This is a genomic window from Rhizobium sp. CNPSo 3670 (assembly GCF_057784555.1).
Genome location: NZ_JBXSOL010000004.1, coordinates 254767 through 272817, shown reverse-complemented (window position 1 = coordinate 272817; position 18051 = coordinate 254767). Strand labels below are relative to the sequence as shown.

General features: G+C 60.4%; 17 protein-coding genes. 9 read left to right on the top strand and 8 right to left on the bottom strand.

The window, feature by feature from the left end; translation table 11 throughout:
* Positions 1 to 4: 4 nt before the first annotated feature.
* From AC13QO_RS06045 to AC13QO_RS06035, 3 genes are all read right to left on the bottom strand, one after another.
* Positions 5 to 1483: a sugar ABC transporter ATP-binding protein gene (locus tag AC13QO_RS06045; protein ID WP_488540156.1), complete on the bottom strand. Its 1479-nt coding sequence runs from the start codon at positions 1481 to 1483 to the stop codon at positions 5 to 7.
* Between the two features lie 28 nt (positions 1484 to 1511).
* The gene (locus AC13QO_RS06040; protein WP_085778401.1) at positions 1512 to 2441 is read right to left on the bottom strand and encodes a sugar ABC transporter substrate-binding protein; all 930 of its coding nucleotides are present in this window, start codon (positions 2439 to 2441) and stop codon (positions 1512 to 1514) included.
* Between the two features lie 116 nt (positions 2442 to 2557).
* The gene (locus AC13QO_RS06035) at positions 2558 to 3538 is read right to left on the bottom strand and encodes an ABC transporter permease (RefSeq protein WP_434713332.1); all 981 of its coding nucleotides are present in this window, start codon (positions 3536 to 3538) and stop codon (positions 2558 to 2560) included.
* A gap of 212 nt (positions 3539 to 3750) precedes the next feature.
* Here AC13QO_RS06035 and AC13QO_RS06030 point away from each other — a divergent pair, with 212 nt between their 5' ends.
* From AC13QO_RS06030 to AC13QO_RS06015, 4 genes are all read left to right on the top strand, one after another.
* Positions 3751 to 4560 (top strand): transketolase, encoded by an 810-nt coding sequence (locus AC13QO_RS06030; protein ID WP_488540155.1) that lies wholly within the window; start codon positions 3751 to 3753, stop codon positions 4558 to 4560.
* A complete protein-coding gene (locus AC13QO_RS06025; protein WP_488540154.1) occupies positions 4560 to 5516 on the top strand; it encodes a transketolase family protein in 957 nt (318 codons plus the stop codon). Before AC13QO_RS06030 ends, AC13QO_RS06025 begins: the two co-directional genes overlap by 1 nt.
* 65 nt (positions 5517 to 5581) lie before the next feature.
* The gene (locus AC13QO_RS06020) at positions 5582 to 7048 is read left to right on the top strand and encodes an FGGY family carbohydrate kinase (protein WP_488540153.1); all 1467 of its coding nucleotides are present in this window, start codon (positions 5582 to 5584) and stop codon (positions 7046 to 7048) included.
* Positions 7049 to 7069: 21 nt separating this feature from the next.
* Positions 7070 to 8020 carry a sugar-binding transcriptional regulator gene (locus tag AC13QO_RS06015; protein WP_488540152.1) on the top strand — a complete coding sequence of 317 codons (951 nt, stop codon included), beginning with the start codon at positions 7070 to 7072 and terminating at the stop codon, positions 8018 to 8020.
* Positions 8021 to 8259: 239 nt separating this feature from the next.
* Here AC13QO_RS06015 and moaA read toward each other — a convergent pair whose 3' ends face one another.
* Entirely contained in the window at positions 8260 to 9306 is a 1047-nt protein-coding gene (moaA, locus tag AC13QO_RS06010) for a GTP 3',8-cyclase MoaA (RefSeq protein ID WP_488540151.1), read from the bottom strand.
* 183 nt (positions 9307 to 9489) lie between these two features.
* Between moaA and AC13QO_RS06005 the strand changes: the two genes are divergently transcribed.
* Both AC13QO_RS06005 and AC13QO_RS06000 read left to right on the top strand, forming a co-directional pair.
* Positions 9490 to 9864 (top strand): gamma-butyrobetaine hydroxylase family protein, encoded by a 375-nt coding sequence (locus tag AC13QO_RS06005; protein WP_020921463.1) that lies wholly within the window; start codon positions 9490 to 9492, stop codon positions 9862 to 9864.
* A 28-nt stretch (positions 9865 to 9892) separates the two neighbouring features.
* A complete protein-coding gene (locus AC13QO_RS06000) occupies positions 9893 to 11083 on the top strand; it encodes a low temperature requirement protein A (protein WP_488540150.1) in 1191 nt (396 codons plus the stop codon).
* Positions 11084 to 11186: 103 nt separating this feature from the next.
* On the opposite strand, the gene AC13QO_RS05995 is transcribed toward AC13QO_RS06000, so the two are convergent.
* Positions 11187 to 11654, bottom strand: coding sequence for a MarR family winged helix-turn-helix transcriptional regulator (locus AC13QO_RS05995; RefSeq protein ID WP_097601483.1), 468 nt, complete (start codon positions 11652 to 11654; stop codon positions 11187 to 11189).
* Between the two features lie 47 nt (positions 11655 to 11701).
* Here AC13QO_RS05995 and AC13QO_RS05990 point away from each other — a divergent pair, with 47 nt between their 5' ends.
* Positions 11702 to 12676: an alpha/beta hydrolase gene (locus tag AC13QO_RS05990; protein ID WP_488540149.1), complete on the top strand. Its 975-nt coding sequence runs from the start codon at positions 11702 to 11704 to the stop codon at positions 12674 to 12676.
* Between the two features lie 36 nt (positions 12677 to 12712).
* Positions 12713 to 13324: a pyridoxamine 5'-phosphate oxidase family protein gene (locus AC13QO_RS05985; protein WP_221112528.1), complete on the top strand. Its 612-nt coding sequence runs from the start codon at positions 12713 to 12715 to the stop codon at positions 13322 to 13324.
* Between the two features lie 189 nt (positions 13325 to 13513).
* Here AC13QO_RS05985 and AC13QO_RS05980 read toward each other — a convergent pair whose 3' ends face one another.
* From AC13QO_RS05980 to AC13QO_RS05970, 3 genes are all read right to left on the bottom strand, one after another.
* The gene (locus tag AC13QO_RS05980) at positions 13514 to 14581 is read right to left on the bottom strand and encodes a GGDEF domain-containing protein (RefSeq protein ID WP_085778392.1); all 1068 of its coding nucleotides are present in this window, start codon (positions 14579 to 14581) and stop codon (positions 13514 to 13516) included.
* 237 nt (positions 14582 to 14818) lie between these two features.
* Positions 14819 to 15001 carry a hypothetical protein gene (locus AC13QO_RS05975; protein ID WP_488540148.1) on the bottom strand — a complete coding sequence of 61 codons (183 nt, stop codon included), beginning with the start codon at positions 14999 to 15001 and terminating at the stop codon, positions 14819 to 14821.
* A gap of 202 nt (positions 15002 to 15203) precedes the next feature.
* A complete protein-coding gene (locus AC13QO_RS05970) occupies positions 15204 to 16811 on the bottom strand; it encodes a fumarate hydratase (protein ID WP_488540147.1) in 1608 nt (535 codons plus the stop codon).
* 248 nt (positions 16812 to 17059) lie between these two features.
* Here AC13QO_RS05970 and AC13QO_RS05965 point away from each other — a divergent pair, with 248 nt between their 5' ends.
* The gene (locus AC13QO_RS05965; RefSeq protein WP_488540146.1) at positions 17060 to 17887 is read left to right on the top strand and encodes a VCBS domain-containing protein; all 828 of its coding nucleotides are present in this window, start codon (positions 17060 to 17062) and stop codon (positions 17885 to 17887) included.
* Positions 17888 to 18051: the final 164 nt, after the last annotated feature.

Sequence of the window (18051 nt, the reverse complement as noted above, 5' to 3'; positions counted from 1 at the left end):
TGCTTTAGATGGTAGCGAGCTCCATGACCGAAACGTCATTCGCCTGGTCACGATTAAGAATTCCCGCCTGCTTGCCTTGGGCAAGCACGAGAATGCGATTGGAGACGCCGAGGACTTCCTCGAGGTCCGAGCTGACGACGATCACCGCCACGCCCTGTTTGGCGAGATTTACGATAATGTCGTAGATGCCGGCGCGGGCGCCGACATCAATGCCTCTCGTCGGTTCGTCGAGCACGACGACCTTCGGATCGCGCATGAGCCACTTGGCGATCACGACCTTCTGCTGATTGCCGCCTGATAGGTCCGAGGCGTATTGCTCGGCACGGCCCTTGACGCCGAACTTGGCGACGGCCTTTTCCGCAAAGGAGCGCTTGATGCGCGGTGTGATCCAGCCGCCGCCCAGTTTGTCGAGATTGGCGTAGACGATGTTCTCGCTGATCCGGTGCCCGACGACGAGGCCTTGCTCCTTGCGGTCTTCGGGAACCATCACGATACCCCTCGCGATCGCGTCCGCGGGATCGCGCAGGCTCAGTTCCTCGCCTTCCAGCCTGATCGAACCGGCGCTGATCGGATCTGCGCCCGAAATCGCACGCACCAGTTCGGTGCGGCCGGCGCCGACCAGCCCGGCGATGCCGAGAATTTCGCCGGCCCGCACCTCGAAGGTAACGTCACGGAACGAGTTATCAGGCGAACTCAGGCCGGAGACTTGAAGCACCGGGCGATCTGTCGGAACGGGCAGGGCGGGGAACAGGCGGTCAAGCGGGCGTCCGACCATGCTCTCGACAATGGTTCGCACCGGGGTGGCGCTGTCTGCGAATTCCTGCACCCGCTCGCCGTCGCGAAGGACGACGATGCGGTCGGTGATCTTCTTGATCTCTTCCATACGGTGGGAAATGTAGACGATGCCCACGCCTTCCGACCGAAGCTTGCGAACCTGTTCGAAGAGAGCTTCTGTCTCCGCGCCGCCGAGGGCGGCCGTCGGCTCATCGAGGATCAGCAGCTTTGCGTTGAGTGCCAGCGCCTTGGCGATCTCGATGAGTTGCTGATTTGCCGTGGAAAGGCCGGCGACCTTCCGCGTTGCCGGTATGTGAAGGTTCAAGCGAGCGAGCTGGTCCTGGGCGCGGCGAACCATCTGGGCACGATCGACTGCGCCGTTCTTCATCGGCCAGCGTCCGATAAAGACGTTTTCGGCGACCGAGAGTTGTGGCAGAAGCTGCAGCTCCTGGTGGATCAGGACAATGCCCTTGTCGATCGCCTCCCTGGGATTGGCCGGGGCATAAGGCTGCCCCAGCCATGTCATCGATCCTTCGGACGGCGTGCGGGAACCGGCTATGATGCCCGACAGCGTGGACTTGCCTGCTCCGTTTTCACCCAGAAGAGCAACCACTTCGCCGGGATAGACGTCCAGGCTGACATTCTTCAGCACTTGGAGCGGCCCATACCACTTGGATATGCCCCTCAGGGAGAGAACGGGATCAGTCATGGCACACCTCTTCAAGACCTCGGCTTTATCAGGGATGGTTGGCGATGAAGCCTGCGACGTTTTCCTTGGTTGTCAGCGTGGCATCCATGAGCTGGACCGGGGGTACCTTCTCGCCGGCGACAAGCTTGGCGGCATTTTCAACGGCGTCGCGGCCCATCTTCTGTGTCTGCTGAGTGGCCGTAACGTCGAAGACGCCCTTGCTGAGGGCTTCGAGCGCTGCGGTGTCGCCGTCGAAGCCGCCAACCACGATCTTCTGGGAAGGTTTCGCGACCTTGATCGCCTGGGCGGCGCCGAGTGCAAGAGCATCAGCCTGAGCGAATACGATCGAAACGTCCGGGTTGGCCTGCAGCATGTTCTGCATGATCTGGAAGCCTTCATCCTGGCTCCAGATGTTGGAGTACTGCTCGGCGACGACCTTCACATCCGGGTTGGCCTTAAGAGATTCACCGCAGCCCTTCGAGCGATCGACTTCCGGGGTCGTGCCCTTCTGGCCATGAATGATGACCATCTTCCCCTTGCCGCCGGCTTCCTTCAGGATATAGTCGCAGACGGCCTTGGCTGAGGCGACGGAATCCGTTGCGAGGAATGTGTCGCCCGGGGCCCCCTCCGCGTTGCGGTCAACGTTAACCACTGGGATGCCGGCATTCTTGGCGAGCTTGACCGGAACGCTCGCAGCGGCCGCACCTGCCGGAATGTAGATAAGCGCGTCGATTTTCTGGGTCAGAAGATCCTGGATCTGGTTGACCTGTGTCGGCCCGTCGCCCTTGGCGTCGACCGTGATGACCTCGATGCCGCGCTTCTTGGCTTCGGCCTCGACCGATTGCTTGATCTGGTTGAAGAAGTTTGCCTGCAGGTTGGCGACGGCGAGGCCGAGCTTCTTCAGTTCCGCCGCGTGTACCGGACCAAGCATGAGACCGAGCAGTGCGGCAGATGCGAGCATGGTGCGCGCTATTTTCATTGTAGTTCCTCCGTTGTTAATGGCACCCTCGGGTATGTCCTCCCCCTCGGGTTATTGATCCGCCCCGATCTTTCAGGGCGGAATTCCGGGTCCGCCAAAGCGGCGGAGCCTGCTCGTCAGGCTCGACGCCGACGAATGGTTTCAGCGCCGACCGCAAGCACGATGACGATGCCGATGATCACCTGCTGAAGAAACGGTGAGACGTTGAGAAGATTGAGACCGTTGCGCAGCACTCCGATGATGAGAACGCCGATCAGAGTTCCTCCGATGCCGCCGGCACCGCCGGAGAGCGACGTCCCGCCGATAACGACTGCGGCGATGGTATCCAGCTCATAGCCGAGACCACTGGACGGCTGAACGGAATCCAGCCGGGCGGCGAGCACGACGCCTGCAAGCCCCGCGAGGACCGCACTCACGACATAGACGCTGATCGTTACAAGCGGAACATTGATGCCGGCCAGGCGCGCGACCTCGGGGTTTCCGCCCACCGCATAGAGCATGCGACCTTCGGACCGGAAGTGCAGGAAAAGCCATGCCGCCAGAACAACCGCAAGCATAAGAAAGACTGTGGCAGTCATGACGCCAAAGTGGCGATCGATCGCCAGCATCATGAACCAGTCGGGGAAGCCGACGATTTGCTGGCCGTCGGTGATCATGTTGGCGACGCCGCGGGCGGCCGACATCATTGCCAGGGTGGCGATAAAGGCCGGAACCCTGAACTGCGTCACCAGAAGTCCGACGATCAGTCCGCAAACAGCCGAGGCGATCAGCGCAAAGGCGATGCCGACGGGCAGGGGCAGGCCGGCGACGTTTGCGGTCCAGCCCATGACCATCATCGCCAGGGCGAGTGCCGAGCCGACGGAGAGATCGATGCCGCCGATCAGGATGACGAACGTCATGCCGACCGCCATAATGCCGAGAACGGTGATCTGGTCGAGAATGTTCAGGCCGTTTCGAACCGACAGAAACGTGTCCGTGCTGAAGCTCAGAAAGATGCATAGCGCGAGCAGACCCACGAGCGGGCCGGTAGCTCCCTTGAGCTTGCCCAGCCACGCACCGGACGAAAGCCTGTGTTCATTGATATCGAGCGCCACCATTGCTCCTCCCTATGCTTTAGGCCCTTATCCGTTATTCGTTCAGTGCAGAATAAATATTCATGCCTGCTGGAAAATTCATTAACAACTTGCTTTCCGGCTGTCAATAACATTTCCGATCACGTACGCTCTCGATAGCTCCGCCAGAGGGGTTGACTAATCGATCTGTTGTGCAAAAATATTGGAGATTGAATATTTATGCACACGAGGAGCCCATGGATACGACAGAACTCGAGCGTATCGCCCGCGAAATCCGATTGCGCGATCTCCAGGCGGTTTTTGAAGCTGGCGCCGGCCATATTGGTGGAGAGATGTCGGTCATCGACATTTTGATCGCCCTCTATTTTCGTGTGCTGAATGTCTGGCCTGATCAGCCCAAACACCCCGACCGCGACAGGTTCGTGCTTTCAAAGGGGCATACGGCTTGCGCTCTCTACGTGACGCTCGCAAAACGCGGCTTCATTCCGGAAGAGGAGATTTCCACCTTCTTGCAGCCGCATTCGAGGCTGAACGGACATCCGAATTGCAATAAGGTTCCTGGCGTCGAGACGAACACGGGGCCGCTCGGCCACGGTCTTCCGGTCGCAGTCGGAATGGCGAAGGCCGCCAAACTCTCGGGCGGGAAATTTCACACCTACGTCGTCACCGGAGACGGTGAGATGCAGGAGGGGTCCAACTGGGAAGCGATCATGGCGGCCGCCCAGTTCAAGCTCGATAATCTGACGCTGGTCATCGATCACAACAGGTTCCAGCAGGGAGCTGCGCTCGCCGAAACCAATGATCTCGCCCCTCTTCGTCCGAAGCTTGAAGCCTTCGATTGGGAAGTCACCGAAATCAATGGGAACAAGATGAGCGAAGTCGTTCCTGCTCTCGAACACCGGGGATCAAGGCCACATTGCATCGTCGCCCACACCAACAAGGGCCATGGAATCTCGTTCATGCAGGACCGGGTCGAGTGGCACCACAAGGTTCCGAGTAGGGAACAATACGAAATCGCATTGGCAGAATTGTCGGAGGCACTGTAATGAAGGCGCCAGTAAACCCACCCAAGCTTCACGATTGCCGCGACGCATTCGCCTCCACGCTCGAGCGGCTGGCTGCCGAAAACGAAACGATCGTTGCCGTCTGCAATGATTCCGTCGGTTCCTCCAAGCTCGGCGGCTTCAAGTCGAAGTTTCCGGAGCGCCTCGTCAATGTCGGCATCGCGGAGCAGAACATGGTCGGCGTCGGTGCAGGGCTTGCCAATGGCGGACGGCTGCCCTTCGTGTGCGGCGCTGCTCCGTTTCTCACGGGCCGGTCGCTGGAGCAGATCAAGGCCGACATTTCCTACTCGAACGCCAACGTCAAGTTGGTCGGCATTTCGTCCGGAATGGCATATGGCGAACTCGGCCCGACCCATCACTCGATCGAAGATTTCGCCTGGACGCGGGTCCTGCCCAATCTCCCGGTCATCGCGCCCTGCGACCGGATCGAAACCGCCGCTGCCGTCGCCTGGGCGGCAACCTACAGCGGGCCCTGCTTCCTGCGTCTGTCGCGGGTCGGTGTGCCCGACCTGCTTCGGGAAGGCCATAAATTCGAACTGGGCAAGGCGAATCTCCTTCGCCAAGGTTCCCAAGTCACTCTGATCGCCAACGGGACATTGACGCATCGCATCGTGAAGGCTGCCGAAATTCTCGCAGACCGCGGCATCGATGCCAGGGTGCTCAACCTCGCAACGGTTCGTCCGATCGACGAGGAGGCCATCATCGCCGCAGCTAGGGAAACCGGAGCGATCGTCACGGCCGAAGAGCACTCAATCTTTGGCGGGCTCGGCTCCGCGGTGGCCGAAGTGGTGGTCGACCATGCTCCAGTGCCGATGAAGCGTCTCGGGGTTCCCGGCGTCTACGCCCCGACCGGTTCAGCGGAGTTCCTGCTCGACGAATTCGGGATGGCGCCGTCCGCAATCGCCGACGCCGCGCAGTCGCTGATCGAGCGCAAGTAATTGGGATCACGTGACCGGCCGGGACGCTTGCCGTCCCGGCCAGCACCTGATCCGGGGAGGATAGAATGCGGGCAATTCTGGCAATCGACCAGGGCACGACCAATTCAAAGGCGGTTCTCGTTTCCGAGAAGGGAAAAATCATCGGCAGAGGTTCGGCTCCTGTCGGTATCGGCTATCCGAAGCCGGGCTGGGTCGAACAAGACCCACAACGGCTCTACGCATCGGTCTGCGAAGCGGTCGACGCCTGCCTGAAGGCTGGCGCCGATGTGACTATCGAGGCCGTAGCTATTTCCAACCAGCGCGAGTCCGTCACCGCCTGGGACGCCGACACCGGAGAGGCGCTCGGACCGGTGGTCAGCTGGCAGTGCCGTCGAACGGCACAGGATTGCGAACGTTTGATTGCCGAAGGCCAGCTTGCCCGGGTGCAGGCGCTGACAGGCCTGCCATTGGATCCAATGTTCCCGGGTTCGAAATTCCGATGGCTGCTCGACCGCATTCCGGCCGGGCGATCGGTGCGGCTGGGAACGATCGACAGCTGGCTCGTCCACTGCGTGACGGGGGGGCGCCGGTATGCCTGCGACGCGTCGAATGCCGCCAGGAGCCAGTTGTTCGATCTCAGGGAGCAGAGATGGAGCGAAGAGCTCGGCGAGATCTTCGGCGTCGATATCGCGCTGCTGCCCGAGGTCCTCGACAGCTCCGCCGATTTCGGCAGGACCCAAGGCTTGCCGGGTGTGTCTGACGGTACTCCCATCATGGCCGCGATCGGCGACAGCCACGCCGCCCTGTTCGGTCATGGGGCCTTCAAGCCGGGCGACGGCAAGGTGACCTTCGGGACCGGCTCTTCGGTCATGACGACGCTTTCCCAGTTCATTCCTCCACGCAACGGCATCACGACAACGGTCGCGTGGCGTATCGGGGGAAAGCCGACTTTCGCTTTCGAAGGCAATATTCTGGTTTGCGCCGCCAGTCTTCCCTGGATGGCTGACATTCTCGGCCTCGCGGATGTCGCGGCCCTTGTCGAACTTGCAGCGAGCGCCGAGCCGGGCGGACCTGGATTCGTGCCGGCGTTCGTCGGACTGGGTGCGCCTTACTGGAATGCCGATGCCCGTGCGCTGTTCTCCCAGATCAACTTCAATACCACACGCGCGCAGATGGCTCGCTCGGTAACTGACTCCGTCGCCTTGCAGGTGCATGACGTGATCGCGGCAATGCGGAGGCAGAGCGGTGGCGAACTTGGCGCGCTCTATGTCGATGGCGGACCGAGCCAGAATCGCTTCCTGATGCAGTGTGTGTCGAACCTGATCGAACATCCCGTGATCCAGTGCGAAGCACCCGAGGCGTCGGCCTTGGGCGCTGCATATCTCGCGGGGCTCTCGCTCGGCATGTGGAGCGATCTCCATGTTGTCGCGACGTTGCCGCGAAACACTGAGATCATCGAGCCGCAACCCATGGACCGCGCGGGACTTCTCGATACCTGGAATGATGCGCTCGCCCGCTCGACGTCCCGCGAAACACAGGCTAAAGGTGAATAAAAATTCAATCTGGGATTAGCGATGACTCGCCTCAACGAACTCCGCCTCATTTCAAGGGTCGCCCAGATGTACCACATAGAGGGACGGCGGCAGGCGGAGATCGCAGAGCACCTTCGCCTGTCGCAGGCGACGGTGTCGCGGATGCTGAAGCGCGCCGAGGCTGAAGACATCGTGCGAACCAGCGTGATCCCTCCCGTCGGCACCTATAGCGAGCTTGAGGGCGCGCTTCGCGAGAAATACGGTCTGCCGGAGGCGATCGTCGTCGAGTGTACGGAAGATCGGGACGGGGCCATCATGGCCCGTATCGGAGAGGCAGCGGCTCATCTCTTGGAGGTGACGCTGGCGCCAGGGGAGATCATCGGCGTTTCGAGCTGGAGCCAGACCATCTTCAAAATGGTCGAGAACATCCATCCTCAGAAGAGCGCTCAGGCGAAATTCGTCGTCCAGACCCTTGGAGGCATGGGCGATCCTTCGGTGCAGACGCATGCGACGCAGCTGACCACGCGGCTTGCGCGGCTGACCGGCGCCGAACCGAAGCTGCTGCCCGTGCAGGGCGTTACGACATCAAGGGAAGCAAAACTTCTGATGCAGGCCGACCCATTCGTGCGCGAGACGATGGACCTGTTCGGCAGCATAACGCTTGCGATCGTCGGAATCGGAGCCGTCGAACCGTCCGAACTTCTCGCGCGGTCCGGCAACATCTTTTCGTCCCGCGAGCTCTCCGATCTCGCGGAAGCGGGCGCCGTCGGCGATATTTCGCTTCGCTTCTTCGATAGGAACGGCAAGCCGGTGAAGACGCCGCTTGACGACCGGGTCATAGGGCTTCCGCTCGAGGATCTCGAACGGGTGGATCGGGTCATCGCTCTTGCCGGGGGGGCCAAGAAGACCGAGGCGATCGCAGGCGCGCTTCGCGTCGGGGTGATCGATATGCTTGTGACCGACAAATTTACCGCGCAGCGATTGATCGACTGACGGGGCGGGGTGCCCGCCTCGTCGTTCGAGGCTTCGTCCGATGGGCTACGCACCTCAGAGATTCACAAGCTCTCTGGATAAGGGCTGACCCTTGTGGCGGGAGGCTCTCGCGGGCGTTGCTGGATACTTCTGGATACTTGTAGAGTTTGTCGCACCCTATGCCGGCGCCTTCGCTTGGGCCCAGGGCGTTCGGCCTGCGATCTGTCACTGGATCGCTCCCCCCTTTGCGGGGCCGGGCCTCACCCGCCAGTTACACTCATGTGCCGCGCCACAGCGGGACGATTATGAGTCCGGTCGATGATGAAGTCGTGGCCTTTTGGCTTGCGGGTGATGGCTTCGTCGATGGCGGCGCAGAGGAGGGCGTCGTCCTCGGTGGCGCGGAGCGCGGCGCGCAGATCCGCGGCGTCGTTCTGGCCCAGGCACATATAGAGCGTGCCGGTGCAGGTGAGCCGAACGCGGTTGCAGCTCTCACAGAAATTATGGGTCATCGGCGTGATGAAGCCGAGGCGGCCGCCGGTCTCGGAAACCCTGACGTAACGCGCCGGGCCGCCGGTCTGGAAATCAATGTCAGTTAGCGTGAACTGACGTTCGAGGTCGGCGCGCAACTCTGAGAGCGGCAGGTATTGATCGGTGCGGTCCTCTTCGATCTCGCCCATCGGCATGGTTTCGATGACGGTGAGGTCCATGCCGCGACCATGGGCGAAGAGCAGGAGATCGGGCATCTCGGCATCGTTGAAATTTTTCAGCGCCACGGCATTGAGCTTGATCTTGATACCAGCGTTCTGCGCCGCGTCGATGCCTTCCAGGACCTTGTCAAAATCGCCCCAGCGGGTGATCTTGCGGAACTTGTCGCGATCGAGCGTATCGAGCGAGACGTTGATGCGGCGCACGCCGCAATCATAAAGCTCGGCGGCATGGCGGGAAAGCTGTGAGCCGTTGGTCGTCAGCGTCAACTCATCGAGACCGGAGCCGATCTTTTCGCCGAGCTTGCGCACGAGATACATGATGTTCTTGCGCACCAGCGGCTCGCCGCCGGTCAGCCTGATCTTGCTGACACCCTTTGCGATGAAGGCCGAACAGAGGCGGTCGAGCTCTTCGAGTGTCAAAAGATCCTTCTTCGGCAGGAAGGTCATATTCTCGGCCATGCAATAGGTGCAGCGGAAGTCGCAGCGGTCGGTGACGGAGACGCGGAGATAGGTGACCGCCCGGCCGAAAGGGTCGATCATCGGATGCGCATCTGCCGTGAGCGGCGATGCGTTGCCTATCGTTCCCACTCTCTTATTCACCAATTCCTCCGCGGCGGGGATTTGAAGCGCGCCGATCGGGATGGGCCCCGTTTTCGAGCGACATCTTTCTATTTGTGCATATGTGATTGCCCCGTCAAGGGAAATGGATTTCGCACCCGCTAATTTGCGCTTGCCTCGAAAAAGCCGAACGCCTACTTCTCCAAGGGAAAGAGGGTGATAGAGATGAGCGATATCTGGCCGAGCGAACTTCGCGTTTCTAAGGACCGGCAGCGGCTGGTGGTGACCTTCAACGACGGCCAGAGCTTCGATCTTTCGGCCGAACTCCTGCGCGTTCTGTCACCGTCGGCCGAGGTGCAGGGCCACGGGCCGGGACAGAAGGTGACGGTGCCGGGCAAACGCAATGTCGCGATCGTGTCGATGACGCCGACCGGCAATTATGCGGTCCGAATCGGTTTCGATGATATGCACGATACCGGCATCTACACCTGGACCTACTTGCGCGAACTGGGCGAACGGGGGGCGGAGCTGTTTTCGGCCTATGAGGACGAACTCCGGGAAAAGGGCATGAACCGCGACACCGCGGAAAAGCCGCGCTGAATCTCAATATATGGCCATCGGGGGACACATGGCGAAAGCGAATCGAAAGAACTGGCTGCGCGCCAAAGGCAGCGCCGCCGGCAGCAAGGTGACCTTCCTCGAACTGTTCTTCGATTTGGTCTTCGTCTTTTCGATCTCGCAGCTTTCGCATGCGCTTGCCGCCCATTACACGCCTCTCGGCGCTGCCGAAGCGGCAGTGATGACCTTCGCCGTCTGGTGGGTGTGGATATTCACCGCGTGGGTGACGAACTGGCTCGATCCCGACAAGATGCCGGTGCGCGGCATGCTGGTCGTGCTGATGATGCTGGGCCTAGTGCTTTCCGCCTCCATCCCCGAGGCCTTCGGCGACAAGGGACTGCTTTTTGCCGGCGCCTATGTGACGATGCAGGTCGGCCGCTCGCTGTTTGCCACCTATGCGATGACGCGTGTCGACCGGGCCAATACGCTGAATTTCGCGCGCATCACAAGCTGGCTTGCGGTCGCCGCCGTCTTCTGGATCGCCGGCGGGCTCTTGGAGCATGAAGCCCGGCTTATCGCATGGCTGATAGCACTTGCGATCGAATATGCCGGGCCAGCCGCGGGCTTTGCGGTGCCTGGGCTTGGCCGATCGAGGCCTGGCGACTGGGACGTTTCCGGCGCGCACATGGCTGAGCGCTGCGCGCTCTTCGTCATCATCTGCCTCGGCGAGGCGATTCTCGTTTCAGGCCGCACCTTTTCCGAGCTGCCGATTTCGGGTCTGACCAGCCTGATCTTCGTGACTGCCTTTATCGGCACGGTCGCCATGTGGTGGCTCTATTTCCGCTTCGGCCACGGGCGCGCCGCTCATCGCATCGAGCATGAGGAGACGCCGGGGGCTCTGGCGCGGCAGGCTTTCACCTACGCGCATATCCCGATCCTGGCCGGCATCATCGTGCATGCGGTGGCGGTCGAATTCATGTTCTCGCATCCGCACGAGACGGGTGACTTCGGCGTCGGGGCGGCGGTGCTCGGCGGCTCCGGTCTGTTCCTCGCCGGCAATCTCTGGTTCAAGGGCGCGACCAGCGGGCAGATGCCACTGTCGCATCTTGCCGGCCTCGTGTTGGTGATCCTGCTAGCTTTCGCAGCGCCATTCCTCGAGGTCTATCTGCTCGGCATCCTGGCAACGCTGGTGCTGATCATCGTCGCTGCCTGGGAATATCGTTCGCTGAGCGGCACATCGACGGCGCCGTCGCTGCATTGAACGTCAAGCGCCTCGTATCGAACTTGGTTCATGCGAGGCGCTTGAGGGTCTTTTTATGCATGTCGTCCTTCCAAAACCGCTGCCCACTTTTGGGCGGCATGCATCAGTCATCGTCGCGCAGATCTTTCAGCAGCACGGTGATGATGCGCTCCATCGAGGTGGCCGTCGCCATGCATTGTTCGATCGGCTCCTCAGAGAGGGTGCGTTCGATGAGATCGGTCTGGATCGCCATCGCCGCCTCGGTCACTTTGCGGCCTTCGCCGGTGAGATAAAGGCGCAGCACCCGCTTGTCGCGCTCGTCGCCGCGCCGCTCGATCAGACCCCGTTGCTCCATCTGCGGCAGCAGCATGCTCATATTGGAGCGGCCGACGAGGAGCTTGCGCGCCAGTTCCTGCTGCGAAATGGCCTCGAAACGGTAGAGATTGACCAGAATATCGAGGTGTGGCGGCTTGATATCGAGATCGGCAAGCGAGCGGGTCAGGGACTGCTGCATCAGCTGGCAGGCGCGCGCCACCGCAATCCAGCTGCGAAAACGCGGATGATCCCAGGGCAGGGATTGATTTTTGTTCATCTTTGTACTTTATTGTTCAGTGTTGAACAGTCTTTTGGATTCCCACTATGGCAAATTTCGCGCTTGAGGTCACCCGCCTCGGATTTCGGGTTCTGCAGGCGATATCGCCGCGGCTGGCGGGCAGGGCGGCATTCCTGCTGTTCTGCCGCACACCATCGCCGCGGCCGAAGGGAGAGAAGGCAAAGACGGCACATGCGGCTGGTGCGGCGCGGCTTGCCGGCGCGGAACGCTTTGTCCTCAGGCTTGCCGGCGGCGCCAAAGCGCATGCCTATCGCCTCAACGGCGGAGCGATCGGTCAGCGCAAGCGCTACCTCGTCACGCATGGCTGGGGCTCGAGCGCCGTCTACATGGCAGATCTCGTCTCGATGCTGGCGGCGACAGGTGCCGAGGTGGTGGCGCTCGATTTTCCCGGCCATGGGCACGCGGGTGGCCGTTTCCTGCATATGGGGCTTGCGGTCCAGGCGATCGCGGCAGCAGGGGAGCGCTTCGGTGCATTCGACGCGGCGATTGGCCATTCCTTCGGGGGCGCGGCGCTGATGGTCTCGGCGGCGGGCCTGATCCCGGATGCTGCGCCCGTTACCGGGGAGCGACTGGTGCTGATCGGCGCGCCGAGCGAGATGGCCTGGCTTTTCACTGATTTCGGACGGATGATCGGGCTTCGCGCCGGCGCGCAGGCTGCGTTGGAGAATGAGGTTCATCGTGTCACTGGGCGAAGACTCGGAGATTTCGACGCCAACAATACGGCGGGCTCGATCGGCCGGCCGGTCCTGGTGATCCACGCCGAGGACGACAAGGAAGTGTCAGCGGCCCATGCCCGGCGTTACGGCGCGGCGAGTAAGAGAGTGCGGCTGTTCTGGGCGAAAGGTTTCGGCCATCGGCGCATCATCGGCGCGCCTCCGGTGCTCGGCGCGATCGAGGCCTTTCTCGCAGGCGGCGCGGACGAGGGAACCGACGAAAGCATCAAAAAAGATGCGGAGATCATTCCGCTATTTGAGCTTCCGGCGAGGCGCGCGGCATTGTAGCGTCCGTGGCAAAGATCAGCCGCGGCGGGACGCTTCATGAAAATCATCAGCAGCATCGAAGAGCTCAATACCATCTATGGCGCCGGCCTATCACAGGCTTCGGTCGACAAGGTGACCAAGCGGTTGACGCCGCTTTACCGTCAGATGATCGAAATCTCGCCGTTTGCGGCGCTTGCGACCGTCGGGCCGGAAGGGCTTGATTGTTCGCCACGTGGCGATCTCGGCGGCGTAGTGCGCGTCGTCGACGACGAGACGCTGTATCTGCCGGATTGGCGCGGCAACAACCGTGTGGATTCGCTCTCCAATATCGTACGTGATCCCAGGCTCGCGCTGATGTTTCTGATCCCCGGCTCCAACACCACGATGCGCATCAACGGCCGCGGCGTCGTCTCGAACGACGAGGCGCTGCTTTCGAGTTTCGAGATGGACGGCAAACATCCGCGCACCGTCATCGTCATTTCGATCGACGAGGTCTATTTCCAGTGTGCGCGCGCCGTGATACGCGCCGAACTCTGGAATGCCGGGCATTTTACCGATCCGGCGAGCTTGCCGACGCCGGGCCAGATGCTGAAGGCTGCCGTCAGCGATTTCGATCAGGAAACCTACGACCGGGAATGGCCGGGACGGGCGGCGAAGACGATGTGGTGAACCGCTGTCATCTCATTGTGACGGGGCAATTTTGACAGAGTTCGCCCTTACTCGATGTTATCCTCGGCCTTGTGCTGCCTTTTGCCGAGCATCTGCTGCACCGGCGGTAGATGCTAGGCCAAGCCCGAGCATGACGAAAGAAGGGTTGTCACCTTGTGGCGACAGCGTGCTTATCATGAGGGTTCCGCGTCAGGCCTTGTAGATCAGCCAGCTCTTGCTGAAGTCCTTCTGCATGCCGTCCTGATAGAGGACGATACAGTTGCGGCCGGCGTTCTTAGCGCCGTAAAGGGCGATGTCGGTCTTGCTGTAAAGCTCGCCGGCATCCTCCGCATTCGAGGCCATGCAGATGCCGATGGAAACGGTGATCGGGCCGTAATTCACCCGCGTGCGGGAATTCTTGAACGGCGTAGTTTCCAGCGTGCGGCGGATGCGTTCGGCGATCGCCGTCACTTCCTCGGCTGTGTTGCCCTCGATGATCAGGGCAAATTCCTCGCCGCCGGCACGGGCGACGAAGACGTCTCGCCGGACATTGCTGCGGATGACGGAGGCGACGGTGGCGAGAATCTTGTCGCCGACGGGATGGCCGTAGGTGTCGTTTATCTTCTTGAAGTTGTCGATGTCGGCGAGCAGCAGGGCGGTTACCGGACGCATGCCGGGATTGTTGAAGACCGCTGACAGCCGGTCATCGAAGGCGCGGCGGTTGGAAAGGCGCGTCAGTGAATCGGTGTTGGCGATGCGCTTGTATTCATCGAGTTCCTTGCGGACTTGGTCCATCTCCTGCGAGCGCTGGACGACGTCCTCGACGGTGCGTTCGCCATGCGCCATGGTATCGCCAGTCGCCTGGCTCAAAAGTTCGATAGCGCTTTCGATCAATTCGGCGCTGGCATTGCTCTTGGAGGTGATGCGCTTATGGGTCTCGCCGAGCAGCCTTGTATAGCTTTCGAGCGAACTTTGCTCCTGCCTCAGGATTCGCAGCAGGCCGTCGAGTTCGCCTGATATGCGCGTATGGGCATCGTCGAAGACGCGTGCGGGGCTGCTGGTGAAATACTGCGCGCCCAGCGCATCAAGTTCGGCCTGGGTCGCCTGGCTGCCGAGAGCTGCGAGTTCACGGGTGAGCGCCGGATTGGAGCCGATATAGGCCTCGTAGAAGAGTTCGTAATTGCGGGGTATCGGCGCGACGCCCATCGAGCGCATTGCGTAGGTGATCTGGCCCGCTACGTCGGGAACCTGCACCTTGGGCGCGACAGCCGTATTCATCCGGCAAACTCCTCATTTCTTCGAAGGCAATATTTATTTGTTAGCTTAAATTTCTTGGGAAAAGATTAAAGCGACATATACCAAAGATTACATATGAAAACTTCGCGGTCGGTCAGTACTTCAAGTACGTCTATGATTTTTCAAGGAAAAACGTATCCTTATCGGGACAGTGCATACCCGTTGCGCGGGAGGCGGTATTTAAAAAACTTACAGTTCTTTTCTCCTTAGAGATCGTATTCATCTTGTCGACAGCAAGTTTTGGTTGTTTCCTATTTTCGGAAGCAATGCGGAATGACGGTTCACCGCCAAACCCGACACCGCCAAAAAGCCAGGACGTAAGATCATGGAAAGCGGCCGCGCCATTTTTTCGTCATCCTCGTTTTCATCGTCTTCGCAGGCGGTGCCTTGCTGCTGGAGCATGCCCGTCTCTTTGCCGGCGCATTCCGGACGGAGATTCTGGCGCGGGTGGATGATGGAGATGTGATAAGCGCCGCAGATAATCAGTAAGCGCGCAAATATCGGAAGGTCGCGCCGTGCGGCGCCTTATCCGGCAGGCGGATGAGGGGCTTTACGGCAAGCCGTCAGCTTCCCCTTCACCTGACTTCAAAGACACACCAGACAATCACCCCAAATTCAATTCCTGGAAGAAATCATTGCCTTTGTCGTCGATGACGATGAAGGCGGGAAAGTCTTCGACCTCGATCTTCCAGACCGCTTCCATGCCGAGCTCAGGATATTCCAGCACTTCGACCTTGCGGATGCAATCTTTGGCGAGGCGGGCGGCGGGGCCGCCGATCGAGCCCAGGTAAAAGCCGCCATGTTTCTTGCATGCCTCGCGCACAGCGCGCGAGCGGTTGCCCTTGGCGAGCATCACCATCGAGCCGCCGAAGGACTGGAACTGGTCGACGTAGCTGTCCATGCGGCCGGCCGTCGTCGGGCCGAAGGAGCCGGAGGCATAACCGGCCGGCGTCTTGGCGGGGCCGGCATAATAGACCGGGTGATTTTTCAGGTAGTCGGGCATGCCTTCGCCCTTCTCCAGCCGTTCGCGGATCTTGGCATGGGCGAGGTCGCGGGCGACGATAATGGTGCCCGTCAGCGAAAGGCGCGTCTTGACGGGGTGCCTCGATAGTTCGGCGAGCACTTCGGCCATCGGCTTGTTGAGGTCGATATGCACGGTCGATTCCGACAGTTTCGCTTCGTCGATCTCCGGCATGTATTTCGACGGATCGGTTTCGAGCTGCTCGACAAAGATGCCGTCGCGGGTGATCTTGCCCTTGGCTTGGCGGTCGGCGGAACAGGAGACGCCGAGGCCGATCGGCAGCGAGGCGCCGTGGCGGGGCAGGCGGATGACGCGCACGTCATGGCAGAAATACTTGCCGCCGAACTGAGCGCCGACGCCCATCTGCTGCGTCAGCTTGTGGATTTCCTTTTCCATTTCGATGTCGCGGAAGGCATGGCCGCTCTCGGAGCCTTCGGTCGGCAGTTCGTCGAGATAACGGGTCGACGCAAGCTTGACGGTTTTCAGGTTCATCTCCGCCGAGGTGCCGCCGATCACGATCGCCAGATGATAGGGAGGACAGGCTGCCGTCCCCAACGTCAGGATCTTCTCCTTAAGGAAGTCGATCATCCGGTCGTGGGTCAAAAGCGAAGGCGTACCCTGATAGAGGAAGGTCTTGTTGGCTGAACCGCCGCCCTTGGCGACGAAGAGAAAGTCGTAGGAGTCCGTGCCTTCCTCATAGATATCGATCTGCGCCGGCAGGTTATTCCTAGTGTTCTTCTCTTCGAACATCTTGATCGGCGCGAGCTGCGAATAACGCAGGTTCTTCTTTTCATAAGCGTCGAGCACGCCTCTCGAAAGCGCCGCCGCATCACCGCCCTCTGTCCAGACCCTGCGGCCCTTCTTGCCCATAATGATCGCCGTGCCAGTGTCCTGGCACATGGGCAGCACGCCGCCGGCGGCAATATTGGCGTTCTTCAGCAGATCATAGGCAACGAAACGATCGTTGTCGGTCGCTTCAGGATCGTCGAGGATGGCGGCAAGCTGCTTCAGATGGCCGGGGCGCAGCAGGTGGTTGATGTCGGCAAAGGCGGTTTCGGCAAGCAGCCGGATTCCCTCGGAATCAACCGCCAGGATTTCCTGGCCCTTGAAATTGTCGACCGAGACGTAATCGCTGCTGATCTTGCGATAGGGGGTGGCATCCTTGCCAAGCGGGAAGAGATCGTCAGCCATCCAAGTGACCTTTCTGGTGGGCGTGCGTCGCTAAAATTGGAACCGGTCTAAATCTGCTGCGAAGCAAATGCAATTAGGATGGGGCGGAGTCTGGAGCTGGGGCCATATGGTGCCACATTTTGCAACCTGCCCGGCACACGCAATAAGCGAGGCGAAAGCGAGATCTGTCGCGAAGCGGCCGACTTCAGGTTGCCTTCAGTTCAAGCCCGGTTCATATTCCCGGCAGCGTTAACCTGCCGGGGCTTCCAATGACAAATGCAAAGCCAACTGCTGTCGACGACCTTCTCGTTTTTTTCGAACATGACTGGATCAGGGGCGATCTGCTGCGCCTCGCCCGCGATCCCGAAGGAGCGGCCATGTATGTTCGCTTCGTCAATGGCGTCCGCATCGACGCCAAACATGGGCCTGACCACGAAACGATCATTGAGGGCAAGTACGGAACCTTCAAAGTGACACCTGACGGTCACTTCACATATGAGCTGGATTACACGCTCGACGTGGTGAAGAATTTGGGTAAGTCCGATCAGCTCATCGAAAAGCTGAATTACAAGATGTCCGATGGCTCCGGGGGCACGGATCTCGGCGTGCTGACCCTGGCGATCGACGGCGTCAACGAAGACGAAAAATACCACGAAGTCCTGGATTTCGATGATATGGGAGTCTTATCAAGGGCAGATGATTTCTCTCTTCCCAATTACCGTGGCTTTGCGCTCTCCGTGAACGGTAGCCACGACCTGACGCTTCTGAACGGCATCGTCTATGATAACATTCCGGGCGTCGACGCCATTACCGAGGACGGTTTCAGCGATACCGTTCTGTCGCCGGGTTCTGCGCCCGTAACCCTGAAAATGGTCGATGGCGGGGAGTTCACCTTTCAGAGCGTTTCGATCGCCGAATTGTCGGCGTCGCCCTTTCACCTGACGCTCACAGCCCTGAGCGACGGCCAGATCGTCTATCAGCAGGAACTCGAGGTTACCAGGCCCAATCTCGAGGTCGATATCGAAGACATCGAAGAAATCCGCTTCGACTTCATGGGCAATTCGGTGGTGATGGACAATTTTTCGCTGTTGGTTTGAGGCTTGTCTGGTGTGCCGTGTGTGCCCGTCACCCTAACCCTCTCCCCGTAAAAACGGGGCGAGGGGACGTGCCCTGCGAGAGGTTGGCGAGGGACTGAGAGGTTGCGGCTATCTCCCCTTCGCCACGCAAGCGGGAAGGTGCCGGCAGGCGGATGAGAGGCGTT

What these genes read in the sequence shown, in the direction of transcription:
- AC13QO_RS06045 (WP_488540156.1), bottom strand. Translation starts at nt 1,483, where the DNA reads ATGACTGATCCCGTTCTCTCCCTGAGGGGCATATCCAAGTGGTATGGG.
- AC13QO_RS06040 (WP_085778401.1), bottom strand. Translation starts at nt 2,441, where the DNA reads ATGAAAATAGCGCGCACCATGCTCGCATCTGCCGCACTGCTCGGTCTC.
- AC13QO_RS06035 (WP_434713332.1), bottom strand. Translation starts at nt 3,538, where the DNA reads ATGGTGGCGCTCGATATCAATGAACACAGGCTTTCGTCCGGTGCGTGG.
- AC13QO_RS06030 (WP_488540155.1), top strand. Translation starts at nt 3,751, where the DNA reads ATGGATACGACAGAACTCGAGCGTATCGCCCGCGAAATCCGATTGCGC.
- AC13QO_RS06025 (WP_488540154.1), top strand. Translation starts at nt 4,560, where the DNA reads ATGAAGGCGCCAGTAAACCCACCCAAGCTTCACGATTGCCGCGACGCA.
- AC13QO_RS06020 (WP_488540153.1), top strand. Translation starts at nt 5,582, where the DNA reads ATGCGGGCAATTCTGGCAATCGACCAGGGCACGACCAATTCAAAGGCG.
- AC13QO_RS06015 (WP_488540152.1), top strand. Translation starts at nt 7,070, where the DNA reads ATGACTCGCCTCAACGAACTCCGCCTCATTTCAAGGGTCGCCCAGATG.
- AC13QO_RS06005 (WP_020921463.1), top strand. Translation starts at nt 9,490, where the DNA reads ATGAGCGATATCTGGCCGAGCGAACTTCGCGTTTCTAAGGACCGGCAG.
- AC13QO_RS06000 (WP_488540150.1), top strand. Translation starts at nt 9,893, where the DNA reads ATGGCGAAAGCGAATCGAAAGAACTGGCTGCGCGCCAAAGGCAGCGCC.
- AC13QO_RS05995 (WP_097601483.1), bottom strand. Translation starts at nt 11,654, where the DNA reads ATGAACAAAAATCAATCCCTGCCCTGGGATCATCCGCGTTTTCGCAGC.
- AC13QO_RS05990 (WP_488540149.1), top strand. Translation starts at nt 11,702, where the DNA reads ATGGCAAATTTCGCGCTTGAGGTCACCCGCCTCGGATTTCGGGTTCTG.
- AC13QO_RS05985 (WP_221112528.1), top strand. Translation starts at nt 12,713, where the DNA reads ATGAAAATCATCAGCAGCATCGAAGAGCTCAATACCATCTATGGCGCC.
- AC13QO_RS05980 (WP_085778392.1), bottom strand. Translation starts at nt 14,581, where the DNA reads ATGAATACGGCTGTCGCGCCCAAGGTGCAGGTTCCCGACGTAGCGGGC.
- AC13QO_RS05975 (WP_488540148.1), bottom strand. Translation starts at nt 15,001, where the DNA reads ATGCTCCAGCAGCAAGGCACCGCCTGCGAAGACGATGAAAACGAGGAT.
- AC13QO_RS05970 (WP_488540147.1), bottom strand. Translation starts at nt 16,811, where the DNA reads ATGGCTGACGATCTCTTCCCGCTTGGCAAGGATGCCACCCCCTATCGC.
- AC13QO_RS05965 (WP_488540146.1), top strand. Translation starts at nt 17,060, where the DNA reads ATGACAAATGCAAAGCCAACTGCTGTCGACGACCTTCTCGTTTTTTTC.